General features: G+C 73.4%; 16 protein-coding genes and 1 riboswitch. Of the genes, 8 read left to right on the top strand and 8 right to left on the bottom strand.

Features of this window, described 5'->3' with window-relative positions; translation table 11 throughout:
* Positions 1-279: 279 nt before the first annotated feature.
* The 3 genes from STRAU_RS07555 to thiO form a co-directional block, all read right to left on the bottom strand.
* Positions 280-1,074 (bottom strand): thiazole synthase, encoded by a 795-nt coding sequence (locus STRAU_RS07555; RefSeq protein ID WP_016639664.1) that lies wholly within the window; start codon positions 1,072-1,074, stop codon positions 280-282.
* Between the two features lie 5 nt (positions 1,075-1,079).
* Complete coding sequence (gene thiS, locus STRAU_RS07550) at positions 1,080-1,301, bottom strand: sulfur carrier protein ThiS (RefSeq protein ID WP_016639663.1); 222 nt, start codon at positions 1,299-1,301, stop codon at positions 1,080-1,082.
* Complete coding sequence (gene thiO, locus STRAU_RS07545; protein WP_078621009.1) at positions 1,298-2,563, bottom strand: glycine oxidase ThiO; 1,266 nt, start codon at positions 2,561-2,563, stop codon at positions 1,298-1,300. Before thiO ends, thiS begins: the two co-directional genes overlap by 4 nt.
* A riboswitch (TPP riboswitch) is annotated at positions 2,561-2,674 on the bottom strand. Its footprint overlaps the gene before it by 3 nt.
* A 142-nt stretch (positions 2,675-2,816) precedes the next feature.
* Between thiO and STRAU_RS07540 the strand changes: the two genes are divergently transcribed.
* The 5 genes from STRAU_RS07540 to STRAU_RS07520 all read left to right on the top strand — a co-directional run bounded on the left by STRAU_RS07540 (position 2,817) and on the right by STRAU_RS07520 (position 7,451).
* On the top strand, positions 2,817-3,983 hold the full coding sequence (locus STRAU_RS07540) for an NAD(P)/FAD-dependent oxidoreductase (protein WP_106967837.1): 1,167 nt from the start codon (positions 2,817-2,819) through the stop codon (positions 3,981-3,983).
* A 314-nt stretch (positions 3,984-4,297) separates the two neighbouring features.
* On the top strand, positions 4,298-4,663 hold the full coding sequence (locus tag STRAU_RS07535; RefSeq protein WP_016639660.1) for an Rv2175c family DNA-binding protein: 366 nt from the start codon (positions 4,298-4,300) through the stop codon (positions 4,661-4,663).
* A 69-nt stretch (positions 4,664-4,732) separates the two neighbouring features.
* A complete protein-coding gene (thiE, locus tag STRAU_RS07530) occupies positions 4,733-5,413 on the top strand; it encodes a thiamine phosphate synthase (RefSeq protein ID WP_016639659.1) in 681 nt (226 codons plus the stop codon).
* A 136-nt stretch (positions 5,414-5,549) separates the two neighbouring features.
* Positions 5,550-6,470 carry a methylenetetrahydrofolate reductase [NAD(P)H] gene (metF, locus tag STRAU_RS07525; protein WP_037658028.1) on the top strand — a complete coding sequence of 307 codons (921 nt, stop codon included), beginning with the start codon at positions 5,550-5,552 and terminating at the stop codon, positions 6,468-6,470.
* A 45-nt stretch (positions 6,471-6,515) separates the two neighbouring features.
* Positions 6,516-7,451 carry a hypothetical protein gene (locus STRAU_RS07520; protein ID WP_016639657.1) on the top strand — a complete coding sequence of 312 codons (936 nt, stop codon included), beginning with the start codon at positions 6,516-6,518 and terminating at the stop codon, positions 7,449-7,451.
* A gap of 94 nt (positions 7,452-7,545) precedes the next feature.
* On the opposite strand, the gene STRAU_RS07515 is transcribed toward STRAU_RS07520, so the two are convergent.
* From STRAU_RS07515 to STRAU_RS07495, 5 genes are all read right to left on the bottom strand, one after another.
* Positions 7,546-9,099, bottom strand: coding sequence for a phytoene desaturase family protein (locus STRAU_RS07515; RefSeq protein WP_016639656.1), 1,554 nt, complete (start codon positions 9,097-9,099; stop codon positions 7,546-7,548).
* Between the two features lie 86 nt (positions 9,100-9,185).
* The gene (locus tag STRAU_RS07510) at positions 9,186-9,800 is read right to left on the bottom strand and encodes a DUF4126 domain-containing protein (RefSeq protein ID WP_016639655.1); all 615 of its coding nucleotides are present in this window, start codon (positions 9,798-9,800) and stop codon (positions 9,186-9,188) included.
* 406 nt (positions 9,801-10,206) lie between these two features.
* A complete protein-coding gene (locus tag STRAU_RS07505; RefSeq protein ID WP_037658026.1) occupies positions 10,207-10,824 on the bottom strand; it encodes a TetR/AcrR family transcriptional regulator in 618 nt (205 codons plus the stop codon).
* Positions 10,825-10,853: 29 nt separating this feature from the next.
* The gene (locus STRAU_RS07500) at positions 10,854-12,947 is read right to left on the bottom strand and encodes a YhgE/Pip domain-containing protein (RefSeq protein ID WP_016639653.1); all 2,094 of its coding nucleotides are present in this window, start codon (positions 12,945-12,947) and stop codon (positions 10,854-10,856) included.
* Positions 12,919-13,728 (bottom strand): ATP-binding cassette domain-containing protein, encoded by an 810-nt coding sequence (locus tag STRAU_RS07495; protein ID WP_016639652.1) that lies wholly within the window; start codon positions 13,726-13,728, stop codon positions 12,919-12,921. The genes STRAU_RS07500 and STRAU_RS07495 overlap by 29 nt, the downstream gene beginning before the upstream one ends.
* A 173-nt stretch (positions 13,729-13,901) precedes the next feature.
* On the opposite strand from STRAU_RS07495, the gene STRAU_RS07490 reads away from it, so the two are divergent.
* The 3 genes from STRAU_RS07490 to STRAU_RS07480 all read left to right on the top strand — a co-directional run bounded on the left by STRAU_RS07490 (position 13,902) and on the right by STRAU_RS07480 (position 16,194).
* Entirely contained in the window at positions 13,902-14,429 is a 528-nt protein-coding gene (locus tag STRAU_RS07490; RefSeq protein ID WP_037658024.1) for an SAV_6107 family HEPN domain-containing protein, read from the top strand.
* A 159-nt stretch (positions 14,430-14,588) separates the two neighbouring features.
* Positions 14,589-15,467: a methyltransferase gene (locus STRAU_RS07485; RefSeq protein WP_037658022.1), complete on the top strand. Its 879-nt coding sequence runs from the start codon at positions 14,589-14,591 to the stop codon at positions 15,465-15,467.
* Positions 15,468-15,768: 301 nt separating this feature from the next.
* The gene (locus STRAU_RS07480) at positions 15,769-16,194 is read left to right on the top strand and encodes a DUF3040 domain-containing protein (RefSeq protein WP_016639649.1); all 426 of its coding nucleotides are present in this window, start codon (positions 15,769-15,771) and stop codon (positions 16,192-16,194) included.
* The last annotated feature ends 189 nt before the right edge of the window (positions 16,195-16,383 follow it).

Raw genomic sequence — 16,383 nt, 5'->3', positions numbered from 1 at the left:
GGGCGCGCCAGCCGTTTCCCGCCGCTGCGCGGCGGGTTTCCCACCCGCCCGCCCGTGGCCCTCGTCCCCGGCGCACCCCAGATGCGCGGTCGGTTTCCGGCTTGCTCGCCTGTGGGCCTGCACCCGCTCACCCCACGGTGGCACCCCCGCGTTCACCCCGGGGCCCAGCGGTTCGGGCGGGCGGGTGGGAAGAATCGCCGCGCAGCGGCGAGACGGTTGCCGCCCCGCGGTGCCCCGTCGGGTTCACCCCGGGGTCCACAGGCACGGGTGGGCGTGGGGTCAGAACGCGGGGCGTTCCGGGTCGAGGGTCGCCCGCCCCGCCGTGGGGGACGACGCCTCGGCGAAGTGGCGGCGGGGGATGCGGCCGCCCAGGCAGGCGAGGCGCCCCGCCAGGACTCCGTGGCGCATCGCCTCGGCCATGAGCACCGGCTCCTGCGCCCGCGTCACGGCCGACGCGAGCATCACGCCGGCGCAGCCCAGCTCCATGGCCAGCGCGGCGTCCGACGCGGTGCCGGCGCCGGCGTCCAGGATCACCGGCACGCGCGCGTGCTCCACGATGAGCTGGAAGTTGTGCGGGTTGCGGATGCCGAGCCCGGAGCCGATGGGTGAGCCGAGCGGCATGACGGCCGCGCAGCCCACGTCCTCCAGCTTCCGGGCGAGCACGGGGTCGTCGTTGGTGTACGGCAGGACCGTGAAGCCGTCGTCCACGAGGGTTTCGGCGGCGTCCAGGAGTTCCACCGGATCGGGCAGCAGGGTGCGCTCGTCCGCGATGACTTCCAGCTTGATCAGGTCCGTACCCAGCGCCTCGCGGGCGAGCCGCGCGGTCAGCACCGCCTCGCCCGCCGTGAAGCACCCGGCCGTGTTCGGCAGCACCCGGATGCCCAGCCGCTCCAGGACGGACAGCACGGACCCCCGTACGCCGGGGTCGAGCCGCCGCATCGCGACGGTGGTCAGCTCCGTACCGGAGGCGACGAGGGACCGTTCGAGGACGTCCAGGCTGGGCGCACCGCCCGTACCCATGATCAGTCGCGACGACAGCGTGAGGCCGCCGATGACGAAGGGGTCGTCTGCCATCTGCGTCAGCCTCCCTGGACGGCGGTGAGGACTTCCACGCGGTCGCCGTCGCGCAGCGCGGTGGCGGCCCACTCCGCGCGCGGGACGACGGTTTCGTTGAGCGCGGCGGCGACTCCGGCGGGCGCGGCGGTCAGTTGGGCGACGACGGCGTCGAGCGTGGTCCCGGCGGCCACGTCTCGTACCTCTCCGTTGACGGAGACGGCGAGTACGGCGAAGGGCGTGGTCATGCGGACGGCTCCGTGAGGTGCGGGGAGGAGTTGGAGGAGTTCGGGCGGGAGGAGGCGGCGGCGGAGAAGCGGCGTGGTGTGAACGCGGCCGCCTCGTCCGGCAGTTCGCCGGTGGTCAGGGCGTGCGCCATGACGTCCCCGGTGACGGGCGTCAGGAGGACGCCGTTGCGGAAGTGCCCGGTGGCGAGGTGGAGACCGGCCAGCGCGGTCGGCCCGAGCAGCGGCGCGTTGTCGGGGGAGCCGGGCCGCAGCCCGGCGCGCGTCTCCGTGAGCGGCAGCTCCGTGATGCCGGGTACGAGTTCGTGGGCGTCGCGCAGCAGCTCGTACACGCCGCCCGCGGTGACCGTCGTGTCCCAGCCCAGCTCCTCGCTGGTCGCGCCGACGACGAGCTCGCCGCTGACCCGCGGCACCAGATAGACATGGCTGCCGCGCACCACGGCCCGCACCGTGCGGCTCAGGAACGGCGCGTACTGTTCCGGCACGGTGAGCCGCAGCACCTGCCCCTTCACGGGCCTGACCGGCGCGGTCACCTCCTCGGGAACCCCCGCGAGCCGCCCGCTGAGGCTGCCCCCGGCGAGCACGGTCTGTCCGGCCGGGAGCGCGGTGCCGTCGGCGAGGACGACGCCGTCGGCCCGGTCACGTACGACCGACAGCGCCTGCGCCCACGCGCGCGTGAACCGCACCCCGGCCCGCTCGCACGCCACGACGAGGGCGGCGGCGAGCCTGCGCGGGTCGACCTGGTGATCGCCGTCGACGCGCAGCCCGCCGCGTACTCCCGGAGCGAGCATCGGCTCAAGACGCCGGCACTCGCGGCCGTTCAGCCACTCCGAAGTGAGCCCCGAACGCACCTGGAGGGCGTGCAGATCGCGCAGGTGGGCGCGGTCGTCGGAGTCGAGCGCGACGGCGAGCGTGCCGCACGCGCGGTAGCCGATGTCCTGGTCGCTCGCCTCCGTCAGCTCGGCCGCGAAGTCCGGATAGCGGCGCGCCGAGGCCACGTTCAGGCCGAGCAGGGTCTGCTCGCCGTAGTGCAGCTCGGTGACGGCGGCGAGCATGCCCGCCGCGACCTGCGCGGCGCCGCCGCCCGGCTCGGGGTCGACGACGGTGACGGCGAGGCCCCGCTGCGCGGCCCGCCACGCGGTGACAAGCCCGATGACTCCGCCGCCCACGACGAGAACGTCACAAGGCGGACCTGCCGGCCGGCCTTCTGGGGACGGCGGTGTCGGTTTCGTGTCGTGCGGATCGGCATCCGTACGGGAACGCATGGGCGTCCAGCCCCTCCCTTCGCCGGCATGACCCGGATCAGGTTCGTACGGTCGGAGGCCGTCCCAGCCTCCCTCTCAGCCCGGTGCGTCCGGGCTCCCGCGAGTGCTCTGCACCGTCAGCCTAGCCCGTCGCCCGGCGGCGAGTTAAGCCCGTCGTGTCCGCCGCCGCGGGCGCCGTCCTAGAGTTGATCGGGTGAGCGACGAGCAGAAGAGGGTGGCGGCGGGGCGGCGCGTGGTGGTCGTCGGCGCCGGGATGGCCGGGGTGCAGTCCGCCGTGGCGCTGCGCGAGCAGGGCTTCACGGGCACGATCACGCTGATCGGCGCGGAGCCCCATCAGCCGTACGACCGACCACCGCTGTCCAAGGCGGTGCTGCTCGGCAAGGCGGAGGGCTCCGCCTTGGACATCGACTTCGAAGCGCTCGGCATCGAGCTGCGCCTTGGGCTCGACGTCGCCGGGGTCCGCCCCGCCGACCACGAACTGGACACCGAGGCGGGCCCGGTCGGGTACGACAGCATGGTCCTGGCGACCGGTGCCGAACCGATTCGCCTGCCCGGCTCCGAGGGCGTCCCCGGCGTGCACCTGCTGCGCACGCTCGACGACGCCGAGCGGCTGCGGCCGGTCCTCGCCGAGCAGCACGAGGTCGTGGTCGTCGGCGCGGGCTGGATCGGCGCCGAGTTCACCACGGCGGCCCGGGACGCGGGCTGCTCGGTGACCGTGGTGGAGGCCGCCGACCGCCCGCTCGCGGGCGCGCTGCCCGCCGAGGTCGCGGCGCCGATGGCGGCCTGGTACGCCGACGCAGGGGCCGAACTGCGCACCCACGCGCGCGTGGAGCGCGTCGAGCCCGGCTCGGTGTTCCTCGACGACGGCACGCGGCTGCCAGCGGGCGCCGTCGTCGTCGGCATCGGCGCCCGGCCCGCGACGGCGTGGCTCGTGGGCTCCGGCATCGCGCTCGGCGCCCACCACGAGGTGCTGGCCGACGAGCACCTGCGCACGTCCGCGCCCGATGTGTACGCGGTCGGCGACTGCGCGTCCTTCCCGTCGGGGCGGTACGGGGAGCGGCTGCTCGTGCACCACTGGGACAACGCGATCCAGGGGCCGCGTACGGTCGCGGCGAACATCATCGGCGAGAGCCCGGCGGTGTACGACCCCATCCCGTACTTCTGGTCCGAGCAGTTCGGGCGCTTCGTCCAGTATGTGGGCCACCACGCGCCCGGCGACGAGCTGATCTGGCGGGGGGACCCCACGACGCCCGCCTGGACGGTGTGCTGGCTCCGCGACGGGGCGCTCTCAGCCCTCCTCGCGGTGGGCCGCCCCCGGGACCTCGCCCAGTCCCGCAAGCTGATCGACTCCGCGGTCCGCCTGGACCCCACCCTGACGGCGGACCCGGCGATCCCCCTGAAGGGCGCCGTCGCTCCTTGACCCCCTGCCGCTTCGCGGCGGGGGTCCTTTCCCACCCACCCGTTGCGGCCGTCCGGCGGCTGACCCGCCCGCCCTGGCCCGCCGCGTCGCGGCGGATATGCCGCCACCGGGCCGGTGCTGCCCCCACCCTGTGGGCCCGGTGCTGCCCCCCTGTGGGCGGCTGGTCCGCCCAGAGGGCGGAACGGGCGGGCACAGCCCCGGTTCCGGCCACCCCAAGGACCACCTGAGCACCGATACCCCTGGGGGGCACCAGGGAGCCCACCGGGCCCCCACCCCCGCTTCCGGCCCCCGGCCAGAAATGGCACGCTTGATCCGTGACCGAGATTGACGCAAAGACCGATGCTCTCGTCCCCGCCTGGCTGCACCTCCCCGACATCGCAGAGATGCTCGGTGTGGAGGTGACGCGCGTGCGACAGCTGGTCAAGGAGGGCCAGCTCATCGCCGTGCGCCGCGGTGAGAACCGCGCGCTCCAGGTGCCCGCCGCCTTCATCGACGGCGACAAGGTGGTCAAGGGCCTCGCAGGCACCCTGACGCTCCTGAGGGACGACGGTTTCACCGACGAAGAAGCGCTCGAGTGGCTCTTCACCCCCGACCCGACCCTGCCCGGCACCCCCGCGCAGGCCCTGAGCGAGAATCGCGGGACGGAGGTGAAGCGCCGCGCGCAGGCGCTCGCCGTCTGACCTGAAACAACCGTCCGGCGTACGGGCCGCGCCGCGGCCCGTACGCCACCGACACGGGGGGACTTCTCCATGGCTTCCACGGCCATCGACACGGCGGGCGCGTCCGCGCGCGCCCGGCTCGCCGACGCCCGGCTCTACCTGTGCGTGGACGCCCGCAAGCGCCAGGGGGACCTCCCGCAGTTCCTGGACGCCGTCCTCGCGGGCGGCGTCGACATCGTGCAGCTCCGCGACAAGGGCATGGAGGCCGCGGAGGAGCTGGCGCACCTGGAGGTCTTCGCCGAGGCCGCGCGCCGGCACGGCAAGCTCCTCGCGGTGAACGACCGCGCCGACGTGGCCCACGCCATCGGCGCCGACGTGCTGCACCTGGGCCAGGGCGACCTGCCCGTGCCCGCGGCCCGCGCCATCCTCGGCGGCTCCGGTGACGACGTCCTGATCGGCCGCTCCACGCACGCCGAGCACGAGGCCGCGGCGGCCGCCGTCCAGGACGGCGTGGACTACTTCTGCACCGGCCCGTGCTGGCCGACGCCCACGAAGCCGGGCCGGCCCGCCCCGGGCCTCGACCTGGTCCGGTACACGGCCTCGCTCGGCACCGAGCGCCCCTGGTTCGCCATCGGCGGCATCGACGCGGGCAATCTGGACGAGGTCCTGGAAGCCGGCGCACGCCGGGTGGTCGTCGTCCGCGCCCTCACCGAGGCGGACGACCCGGGCGCCGCCGCCGCGGGCCTCGCCAAGCGGCTGCGTACGGTCTGACAGGACGCTGCGTGTATGCGTACACCCGTTTGAGCAACACCCCCATGGTGTCCGATGCGTGGACAACAAACCGACTAACGGGACAAATGACCAACGTGCGGTTGGGGGACCGCCCCAGCCTGGCTAACCTGCCCGTATGGCCCTAGGCACTGCTTCCACCAGGACTGACCGCGCACGGACCGTGCGTGACATGCTCGCGACCGGCAAGACCACGTACTCCTTCGAGTTCTCGGCGCCGAAGACCCCCAAGGGCGAGCGGATCCTCTGGAACTCGCTGCGCAGGGTCGAGGCCGTCGCGCCCAGCTTCGTCTCCGTGACGTACGGCGCCGGCGGCTCCACGCGCGCGGGCACGGTGCGCGAGACCCAGCAGATCGTCGCCGACTCGACCCTCACGCCCGTCGCCCACCTCACCGCCGTCGACCACTCCGTCGCCGAACTGCGCAACATCATCGGGCAGTACGCGGACGCCGGGATCCGCAACATGCTCGCGCTGCGCGGCGATCCGCCCGGCGACCCGATGGGCGAGTGGGTCAAACACCCCGAGGGCCTGACCTACGCCGCCGAACTGGTGCGGCTCATCAAGGAGTCGGGCGACTTCTGCGTGGGCGTGGCCGCGTTCCCGGCGATGCATCCGCGCTCGGCGGACTGGGAGTCCGACGTACGGAACTTCGTCGACAAATGCCGCGCGGGCGCCGACTACGCGATCACCCAGATGTTCTTCCACCCGGAGGAATATCTGCGCCTGCGCGACCGCGTCGAGGCGGCCGGCTGCGAGACGCCGATCATCCCGGAGATCATGCCGGTGACGAACGTGCGCCAGCTGGAGCGATTGCCGCAGCTCAGCAACGCGGACTTCCCGCCCGAACTGAAAGAGCGCATCCTCTCGGTCAAAGACGATCCCGCGGCTGTACGCTCCATTGGCATCGAGTTCGCGACGGAGTTCTGCGCGCGACTGCTCGCCGAGGGAGTGCCGGGGCTGCACTTCATCACGCTGAACAACTCCACGGCGACGCTGGAGATCTACGAAAATCTGGGCCTGCACCACCAGCAGGTCTGACCGGTCGTACCCCTGGGGCCGCGGCCGCAGGGGAGAGGGGCGTACATGGGCTGGACGGTCCTCTACATCGCGTTCGGCATCGTCGCGCTGTGGCTGCTCGGCGAGGTGCTGCTGCAGTACAAGGCGCGGCTGCGCTGGCGGCTGCTCGCCTTCGTCGGCTTCCTCGGCGTCGTCGTCGGTGTCCTGATGCCGTCGGTGGTGGTCATCGCGGTGGGCGCGATCGCGTTCGCGACGGGACAGACCTATGTGACGCTGTCGTTCCGGCGCGGCTTCTCCACGGGCTGGGCGCTCGGCGGCCGGCCCGGCGCGAGCAGGCGCCGCAAGGGCACGGGCGCCCGCGGCGCGGCCCCGGAGCCGTCGCTCCAGGTCTCCGACCTCGAGTACGAGGCGGCGCCCGAGCCCGGCGCGCCCGCGCCGGACGTCCTCGCCCAGGAGGACACCGGGGGCGGTGTGTACGCGCCCGAGCCCATGCCCGACGACACCGGGCAGTACGGCGTCTACAGCGACGCGGCGTACGCCGCGCCCCCCGCCGGTGACGGCTACGGCTTCGACTCCTACGCCGCGTACGACCCGCAGGGCCAGGTGCCGCAGGAGCAGCAGGACTCGCTGCACTTCGCCTACGGCGAGACCGGTGAGCAGCGGTACGCCGCCTACTCCGACCCGTACATCGGCACGCAGACCTATGGCGCGCAGCCGGGCTACGACACCTACGGCGATCCGCAGCCGTACGCGCCCTACGGGGGCGACACGTACGGCGGTGGCTACCAGGACACCCCGCCCGGCGGCGTCTGGGTCCCGCAGCAGCGCACGACCGACGCCGCGCCCCCGTACGGCGGCGATCTGCCGGGCGGGCTCCCGCCCGAGATGCCCGGCTATCCGCCCATCCCGGGCGAGGTGCCGCAGCAGCCGGGGGACGCGTTCGGCTACGGAGCCGGGTTCAATGAGTCCGGGTTCAACGGGGAGCAGCAGTACCGGTATTGAGGCGGCGGCAGGAGCCCTGAGCCGCCGGGGGAGGGGAACCGAGTGGTCGGCGGCGCCTCACGGGCGTCGGCGGCGGCTCACTGGCGTCGGGGGCTCACTGCGACCCCCGGAACTCCGGTCCCTCCACGATGAGTCCGGCGACCAGCGTGCCGGACATGCCCGCGTGCGGCAGTCCGCCGCCGGGGTGCGACCAGCCGCCGACCGCGTAGAGCCCCGTCACCGCCGTGCTGTTGGCCGGGTGCAGCCGCCGCCCGCCGTCGGCCGCGAGGGCGGGCGGCGGGACCGCGCCGCCGTCGGCGCCGGTGGTCTCGGCGAAGTCCGCGGGGGTGCGGACCTCGTGCCACAGGAGGCGGTCGTCGAGGCCGGAAATCACCGTGCCCGCGCGGGCGATCAGCCGCCGCACGTCCGTTTCGGTGACGTCGGTGCCCGCGGGGACCGTGGCGGTGAGCGTGACGGCTTCGTGCTCCGCGTCCGGCGTGGCCGTGGGGTCGTCCGGGCGCAGCACCGTGAGGGTGGGGATGGTGGGCACGCCGGGGCGCGCGCCGGAGCTCTCGGCGCTCCTATGGCCTCCGGAGCGCCCAGGGTCCCCAGAGCCTCCGAAGACGCTGTCGAGTTCGTCCGCGCGGTCGGTGGTGTGCAGCACCGTGCGGTGCGGGGTGCCCTCAGGGCGGGCGCCGCGCAGGGCCAGCAGAACCGTGAGGCGGCTGGGGAGGCCGGATTGCGGGGGCACGTCCTGGGGGGCGTGGACGGGCGTGCCGGAGAGCATCCGGGCCAGCGCGCCCGGGGCGACACCGGCCACCACGAAGTCGGCGTCCACGACCGTCCCGTCCGCGAGTTCGACGCCCGCCGCGCGGCCGTCCTTCTCCACGATCCTTACGACCGCCGACTCGAACGCGAACTCGACCCCGCGCGCGAGGCACCGCTCGTACACCGCCGTCGCGAGGGCCCGCATGCCGCCGCGCGCGAACCAGGTGCCGAAGGTCTGCTCCATGTACGGCAGGACGGCCGCGCTCGCCGGGGCCGTGCGCGGGTCCAGGCCGCTCGTCAGGGCGAAGTGCTCCAGGAGCGCGGTCAGCCGGGGCTCGCCGCCCAGCTCGAACTCGGCGACCTCGGCGAGCGTGGCCGCGCGCCGCTCGCGGCGCAGCAGGCGCTTCTGGACGGCCGAGGGATAGGGCTCGCGCTCGGCGAGCACCTGCCAGTTCGGCCACAGGGGCTCTTCCAGGAGGGGGCGGCGGGTGCGGTCCCAGGCATCCCGCGCGCGGTTCATGAACGCCGCCCAGCGGGCGCCCGCGTCGGCGCCGAGCGCGGTGTCCAGGGCCTCGACGACGCCCGCGCGCGAGGCGTTCGGCAGGTCCGTCGTCGTACCGTCCGCGAAGACGTGGCGCACCGCCGGCTCCACCTGGGACAGCTCGACGCAGTCCTCCAAGGGCTGCTTGCCCGTCTTCACGAACAGATCGCGGTAGACCGCGGGCAGCCGCAGCACGGCCGGGCCCGTGTCGAAGCCGAAGCCGTCGCGCTCCACGCGCCGCAGCGCGCCGCCGTACGTCGCCGCGCGCTCGTGCACCACCACCCGGTGGCCCGCGACGGCCAGCCGGGCGGCGGCCGTCATGGCGCCCATCCCGGCGCCGATCACCACAATCCGTGCCATGCCAGGGACTTTATCGGCCGCCACTGACAAGGCCGGTGGGTACCCGTCCCGCCCTCGGTCCGGTGGCCGCCGCTCGGGTCGCCGCCTCAGTCCGGTGGCCGCCCGGCCGCCGCCGCGAGCCGCCGTTCCTCCCGGCGCTGCGCCCTGCGCCGCAGGAACCGCCGGATCCGGTGGGCGAGGAACAGCAGCAGCACGAGCCCGGCGACGAGGAGCACCGCCGCGATGATCGCCGCGGCCTCGGGGTGGAACATCGCGAAGCTGACGATCCCGCCGACCCCGAGGTCCTCGGCGGTGCTCAGGACGAGGTTGCTGAACGGCTCGGGGGAGGTGTTGACCGCCATCCGCGTCCCGGCCTTGACGGCGTGGCTCGCGAGGGCCGTCGAGCCGCCGACCGCGCCCGCCGCCAGGTCGGGCAGCGAACCGCTCTGCCCGGCGAGCAGCGCGCCCACCACAGCGCCGGACACCGGCCGGATGACGGTGTGCACGGCGTCCCACGCCGAATCGACGTAAGGGATCTTGTCGGCGACGGCCTCACAGGCGAAGAGGACGCCCGCGGTGATCAGCACGCCGGGGCTCTGCAGCGACTCGGGGACCTCGTCGGACAGCCCCGTGGCTCCGAAGACACCGAGCAGCAGGATCACCGCGTAGGCGTTGATCCCGCTGGCCCAGCCACTGGTGAACACCAGGGGGAGTACGGACACGGACGTGATCGTAACCAGCGGGGGCCGCTCCGGCCCGGGCACGGATCCGGATCGGCCTGCCTGGGGGTGAGCACCCACGCCTGAGTATCCGTACCTAGTGGTGGAGATGAGTACGCGCGCGGATGGGCCCCGACCTGCGGGGACGGAAGAGTGAGGGCACGGAGAAGGGCGCGGTACCGGCACCGCCGACACGGGGCGGCGGAACGGGACGGCGCCCTTGCCGCTCCTCCCGCCCGTGGCGGGAGGGAGGAACGGGGGCGACCGGGGGACGACCACGGGGGTCGCGCGGGGGAATGCAACAAGCGCCGGTCCGGTGACCTGGGATTCCAGACCACCGGACCGGCGCCGCGCGATGACTGCGAATGGGTGAACGGGGGCCGGATCGGATGCCGCCCGCCGCCGCCCGCTACCTCCCGCCGCTCACCCTCCCCTGAAGCAGCCGCGACAGCGCCGCGTGCACGTCGTCCAGCGAGCGCTCCGGCTGGAATGCCTGCCAGTCGAGCGCCGCCACCAGGACCATCCCGACGAGCGCGGCCGCCGTCAGCGGGATGTCGATCTCCTCGCTCAGCTCGCCGTTCCGCACGCCCGCGCGGAGGACGTCCTCGACGACCGCGACGGCCTGCTGGCGCACGACCATGAGCGTGGACTGCCAGGCGCGGTTGGTGCGCCACAGCTCGGCCACGTAGAGCTGGGTGAAGGCCGGGTAGCGGTCGATGAAGAGGAGACCCGCGCGGATCATCGCGTCCAGCGCGTCGACCTGCCGGCCCCCCTCCAGGGCCGCTTCGTCCGCGGCCTGCTTCAGGGAGGCGGTGAGCAGCCCCACGCCGTGCCGCAGCAGCTCTTCGAAGAGGACTGATTTGCTGGCGAAGTTGTAGTAGACCGTGCCTTTCGCGACGCCCGCCCGCTCGGCGATCTCGTCAACTGTCGTGGCGGAGAAACCCTGTTCCGCGATGAGGGTGACGGCGGCTTCGTAGAGCTTCTGCCGGGTGGCCTCGCGCCGCGTGCTGCTCGCGCTACTTTCCATGGGCTTGATTTTCACAGGTTCCGGCGCGTTCACAGGCTCAGCTCCGGGTGCAGCCGGTCCAGAGTCCACACCTGCTTGCGGCGCGCGGAGACGGCGGTGAGCGCCAGCGCGCCCGCGGTGAACGCGAGCAGGACCGCGCACGCCGTCCACACCGGGCCGAGGCCACCGCCCGTGATGAGCCTCCGTAGGGCGTCGACGACGTAACTCATCGGCAGGTAGGGGTGGATCGCCTCGAAGAACTTCGGGCTGGTCTGCACCGGGTACGTACCGCCCGCCGAGGTGAGCTGGAGCATCAGGAAGGCGAGGACGAGGATCCGTCCGGCCGCCCCGAAGCGCGCGTTCAGCCACTGCACGATCGCCGCGAAGCAGCCGGTCACCAGGAGGAGGAAGCCGATCGTCCCGGCCGCCCGCTCCATCTGCAGGCCCAGGCGCCAGTGCAGGACCGACATGAGCGCCCCCACTTGCAGCACGCCGAGCGCGGCGACGGGGAGCCAGCCCGCGAGAGCGATCCGCCAGGCGGGGGCGCCCGCGGCGAGCGCGCGCCGGTTGAGCGGCTGGATCAGCATGTACGCCACCATGGCGCCGACCCACAGGGACAGCGGGATGAAGTACGGGGCGAAGCCGGTGCCGTAGTTGGGCGCCTTGTGCAGCGACTGGGAGGCGAGCTGCACGGGGTCGGCCATGACGTCGGTGCGCCGGTCGCGGTCCCGCTTGTCGTAGTCGGGGATCTTCTTGACGCCGTCGTGGAGACCGCCCGCCAACTCCTGGGAGCCGTCGGCCAGTTTGAACATGCCGCCGTCGAGGTCGTCGGCGCCCGTCTTCAGCTTGCCGACGCCCGTGTCCAGGTCCGTGGCGCCGGTCTGGGCCGTGCCGAGGCCCGTGTGCAGCTTCTTGGCGCCCGTGGCGACCTTCCCGGCGCCCCTGTTGAGCGCGTTGACGTCCCGGACGGTCTTCTCCAGGTTCTCGTCCAGGTGCGGGGCGCGGTCCGCGAGGCCCTGTGCCTTCTTCTGAAGGGTGGCTAGATTCGTGTCGAGGCTCTTCAGGTCGCCGTTCTGGTCCTTGACGAGGGTGTCGACGTCCCCGGCGATGACCGAGACGTCGGCCGCGACCTCCTTGGCCTTCTTCAGCTTCGGGCACAAGGCGGCGGGGTCGGCGGGGTCGGTGGTCCCTTGGCACTGCTCTTCGTAGAGGGCGTTCAGGGCAGCCGACGCCTTCTTGGCGTCCGTGGCCGCCTTGGGGGCCTTCTTCACGAGGGTGGTCAGGTTGTGCCGCACCGCCCGGGAGGAGTCGGCGACGAGCTGCGCGGAGTCGCCGAGCACCTTGCCGTTGTCCTTCAGGTAGGGCCGCACCTTGGCCGCCTCCCCGTTGACGCGGTCGGCCAGCTTCTGGGTGCCGTCCGCAACGCGGCGTGAACCGTCCTCCAGGTCGCCGGCGCCGGTGTGCAGCTTCTTGACGCCCGAGGCGAGGTCCCCGCTGCCGTCCTTGGCGTCCTTCAGACCGTCGACGAGCTGCTTCGAGCCCTTCTTGGCCTTCCCGATGCCGTCTTCGAGCCTGTCCGCTCCCTTGGCGGCCTTCTGGGTCTTGCCGTGGATGTCGGAGAACGAGATGAAGATCTTGTCGAGCATGTTGCGCGACGCCTTCGTGGACGCGGCGGAGCGCACCTCGGAGAAGACCGTCCGCGAGATCTGCCCGACGATGTAGTTGTTGGAGTCGTTCGTACGGACCCGCAGGGCGCCCGTCTCCGGAGAATCGCCCGAACTGGACCCCACCCGCTTGCTGAAGTCCGACGGCATCGTCAGCGACAGGTAGTACGTGCCGTCCTCGACGCCCTCGCGGGCCTCGGCGCCGCTCACCTCGTGCCAGTCGAAGGTCTTGCTGTCGCGCAGCCGCTCGACGATGCCGTCGCCCGCCGTGAGCTTCTTGCCGTCGACAGTGGCGCCCTTGTCGTCGTTCACCAGGGCCACGGGGATCTTGTCCAGGCGGCCGTACGGATCCCAGAAGGACCACAGGTACAGCGCGCCGTACAGCAGGGGCAGCAGCAGGAGCGCCACCAGGGCCGCACGGGGCAGCCTGCCCCGGCCGAAACGCTTGAGCTCAAGCGCGGCGAGCTTCGGCGACCGCATCCGCCGTCTCCTTGTCGTCGTCTTCGTCGTCTTCGGTCTCGTCGTCGGTGGGCGCGACTTCGCCTTCTTCGGGGGCCGCGGCTTCATTGCCTCCGGTGCGCACGACGACCGCCCCCTCAGGGGCCTCGCTGCACACCGCCACGACGGTGGTGCCGCGCTCGGTGATGGACCGCAACAGGGCCCATGCCTCGTCCCGTTCGGCGTCCGAGAGCTTCAGGTCGGTGTCGTCCACGCCCAGGAGCCGGGGGCGTCCGATCAGCGCGAGCGCCACGGACAGCCGCAGCACCTCGAGGCGGTCCAGATCGCGCACGGAGGTCCGCGAGCCCTTGGGCAGCGCCTCGATGTCGAGCCCGGCGGCCCGCACCGCGGTGTCGACGCGCAGCCGGGACTCGGTGGACCGCTCGGACCGCGGCCGCAGCAGCGCCCGCAGCGAGCCCTCGAACCGCCGCTCCAGGAGCGCGCGTTCCCGCAGGTGCTCGGCGACGGTCAGGGCGGGGTCCAGGTCGGTGACACCGGGAACGGGCCCGAGCGCGCTGATCCGGCGCACCGCCGCGAGCTGCTTGGGCAGCCGGAAGCGGCCCACGGACGCCGTGCCCTCGGTGGCGCGCATACGTCCCGTGAGAGCGAGCAGCAGACAGGTGCGGCCGGAGCCGGAGGGGCCTTCGACCGCGATCAGCGCGCCGGGCTCCGCCTTGATCCCGACCCCGCGGAACGCCCACCCCCGCGGTCCCTTGAGGCCGAAGTCCGCCGCGCTGACGGCGGCGCCGTGCGGACCGTCCACGGGTCCCCCCTCGTGTCGCATCGCGACATCTTTTGAACTGACTGGTCAGTTCAAAAGCTATCCCGAACCTCCGATCGAGGCAAAGGTGCAGGTCAGCGCCGATTGTCAGTGGCGTACTCCACGATGGGCACATACGGCCACTGCGCCGTCACACAGACGACAGGAGGTTCGTCATGGCCAGTACCCACGCCGCAGCCGCACGCCGGCGCCGCGCCCTCGGCCCTGCCCCCTCACTGACCGGTCCCGCGAGCGACGTCCACCCGGTGCTGCGCCGGGCCTCGGCCCCGCCCGCCGCCCTCGAACTGCTCGCCCAGGCCCGCGCCGGACTCGACGAGGCGGCGCACCTGGACACTCCGAACGAGCGCTATGCCACCGCCCACCTCGCCGCCCTGCGCACCGCCGCCGCGGTCCTCGCCGCCCGCGGCCGCCCCGAGCTCAGCCCGCGCCGCAGGCAGCGCATCCGGAGCGCCTGGGAAGTGCTCCCGGAAATAGCCCCCGAACTGACCGAGTGGAGCGCCCTGTTCGCCTCCGGCGCCGCCCGCAGGGCCCGCGCCGAGGCGGGCATCCAGGGCGCCGCCACCCTCCGCGACGCCGACGACCTGCTGCGCGACGTGGCGATGTTCCTGCGCCTGGTCGAGCGCATGCTCGTCCTCCAGCCCGTGCTGCCCCAGCCGAGAAAGGAGCCGCCGGACGCGGGCTGACGCGCGAGGACCGGCGCGCGAGCCGGGCCGGGCCCGCGGCCGGGCCCGCGACCGGGGCGGACGGGTGACGGGGCATGGCTGTGAAGGCAATAGGCTGGGGGCGCCCGCACCCGAACAGCCCGCCGCAGATCAGGCGGAGCCGCGCCGAGGAGTCACTCCGTGTCGGACCCGATGCGCCCCCGCGCCTCTCTCCGTACCGCCGTGGTCTGGGACGTCCTGAAGGACGCCTTGGACCGCCGGGTCAAGACCACGGGACAGGAGCCGGACACCGCACCCGACGGCCGCGGCGGCAGTGACGGTCGCGGCGGCCGCGGCGGCAGTGACGGTCGCGGCGGCCGCGGTGGTCTCGACGTGCTCGACACCGGCGGCGGCAGCGGCAACTTCGCCGTGCCCGTCGCCCGCCTCGGCCACCGCGTCACGGTCGTCGACCCCAGCCCGAACGCGCTGTTCGCGCTGGAGCGCCGCGCCGCCGAGGCCGGCGTGGCCGACCGCGTGCGCGGCGTGCAGGGCGACGTGCACGGCCTCTTCGACGTCGTCGAGCGCGGCGGGTACGACGCGGTGCTGTGCCACGGCGTCCTGGAGTACGTGGACGACCCGGCCGAAGGCATGCGGAACGTCGTCAGCGCGCTGCGTCCCGCCGGTGTGGTGAGCCTGCTCGCCGCTGGTCTCGGCGGCGCCGTCCTGGCCCGCGCCCTCGCCGGGCACTTCAGCGAGGCCCATCGCGCGCTCGACGACCCGGCCGGGCGCTGGGGCGAGGGCGACCCGGTGCCGCGCCGCTTCACCGCCGAGCAGCTGACCGAGCTGGTCCAGGGCGCGGGCCTGCGCGTCGGCGCCGTGCACGGCGTGCGGGTCTTCGCCGACCTGGTCCCCGGCGTCCTGGTGGACACCGAGCCGGGCGCCCTGGAGGCCCTGCTCAAGCTGGAGGCCGCCGCCGCCGAGCTGTCCGCGTTCCACTCCGTGGCCACGCAACTGCATGTGCTCGGTGAGACGCCCGGGGCGGCAGAGGGCGCCGTGCCCGCCGCGGCCGACGAGGTCTGAGCGCCGACGGACCCGCGGGGTTCGTGTGACAAGTGGGACCGGCTCGCTGATCAGCGGCGCAGCCGCACATGGAGTACGCCACAGGCCCCCCGAACGGGCTACTGGCGCCGTATGATCGAGGGACACCGTCCGGCATGACGGACCGGCCGCTGGGGAATGCAGGCTTCAGCGAGCCGGAGCGACCTGGCGGTCCGGTTTGGCGAAGTTGGCGCAGAGGGGCGGGTTTCACGGGGGCGATTCCCTGCCTATCCTGAAGGGGACCCCCCGGTCGCCCCGGCGACTGCACGATGAGGAGGACTCCGTGCCGCTCTCGGAGCACGAGCAGCGCATGCTCGAGCAGATGGAGCGAGCGCTGTACGCCGAAGATCCCAAGTTCGCGACAGCGCTTGAGGGAAGCGGGCTGCGTACGTACACCCGGAAGCGGGTCTACCAAGCGGTCGCGGGCTTCCTGGTGGGCATTGCCCTTCTCATGGCCGGAATGGTCGCCCAGCTGATCTGGGTGAGCGTGGTGGGTTTCCTCGTCATGCTGGGGTGTGCCGTGCTCGCCGTCACTGGTTGGCGCAAAGCGCCCAAGCCGGGTGAACAGGCCCCCGGCGCCGCAGCCACCCCCGCGGGCGCCGCAGCGCCACCCGGCCGCAGGCATCAGCCCCGGCAGCGGCGCTCCATGATGGACCGCATCGAAGAGCGCTGGCAGCGCCGCAGGGACGAGCAGCAGGGCGGCCAGTAGCCCGTCCGGCCCCCGGCCTGAAGCCCGGACGCCCGGCGCCTGACGCTCGGGAAGCCCGGCGCCGTTTCGTCGGCCGTCGCCCGCCCGGCAGCTTCCTCGCCGTGCCCTGCCCCCGGCCCTCCGGCCTCGGCTCCTTGAAAGCCTCTGCAACCAACACGCGCCCACGTACACATGCGAGTGGGGGGTGAC

Origin of the sequence: Streptomyces aurantiacus JA 4570, from assembly GCF_000414115.1 — a bacterium.
GTDB classification, from domain to species: domain Bacteria; phylum Actinomycetota; class Actinomycetes; order Streptomycetales; family Streptomycetaceae; genus Streptomyces; species Streptomyces aurantiacus_A.
This window is presented reverse-complemented; position numbering and strand designations above follow the sequence as displayed.

What these genes read in the sequence shown, in the direction of transcription:
- STRAU_RS07555 (WP_016639664.1), bottom strand. Translation starts at nt 1,074, where the DNA reads ATGGCAGACGACCCCTTCGTCATCGGCGGCCTCACGCTGTCGTCGCGA.
- thiS (WP_016639663.1), bottom strand. Translation starts at nt 1,301, where the DNA reads ATGACCACGCCCTTCGCCGTACTCGCCGTCTCCGTCAACGGAGAGGTA.
- thiO (WP_078621009.1), bottom strand. Translation starts at nt 2,563, where the DNA reads ATGCGTTCCCGTACGGATGCCGATCCGCACGACACGAAACCGACACCG.
- STRAU_RS07540 (WP_106967837.1), top strand. Translation starts at nt 2,817, where the DNA reads ATGGCCGGGGTGCAGTCCGCCGTGGCGCTGCGCGAGCAGGGCTTCACG.
- thiE (WP_016639659.1), top strand. Translation starts at nt 4,733, where the DNA reads ATGGCTTCCACGGCCATCGACACGGCGGGCGCGTCCGCGCGCGCCCGG.
- metF (WP_037658028.1), top strand. Translation starts at nt 5,550, where the DNA reads ATGGCCCTAGGCACTGCTTCCACCAGGACTGACCGCGCACGGACCGTG.
- STRAU_RS07520 (WP_016639657.1), top strand. Translation starts at nt 6,516, where the DNA reads ATGGGCTGGACGGTCCTCTACATCGCGTTCGGCATCGTCGCGCTGTGG.
- STRAU_RS07515 (WP_016639656.1), bottom strand. Translation starts at nt 9,099, where the DNA reads ATGGCACGGATTGTGGTGATCGGCGCCGGGATGGGCGCCATGACGGCC.
- STRAU_RS07505 (WP_037658026.1), bottom strand. Translation starts at nt 10,824, where the DNA reads ATGGAAAGTAGCGCGAGCAGCACGCGGCGCGAGGCCACCCGGCAGAAG.
- STRAU_RS07500 (WP_016639653.1), bottom strand. Translation starts at nt 12,947, where the DNA reads ATGCGGTCGCCGAAGCTCGCCGCGCTTGAGCTCAAGCGTTTCGGCCGG.
- STRAU_RS07490 (WP_037658024.1), top strand. Translation starts at nt 13,902, where the DNA reads ATGGCCAGTACCCACGCCGCAGCCGCACGCCGGCGCCGCGCCCTCGGC.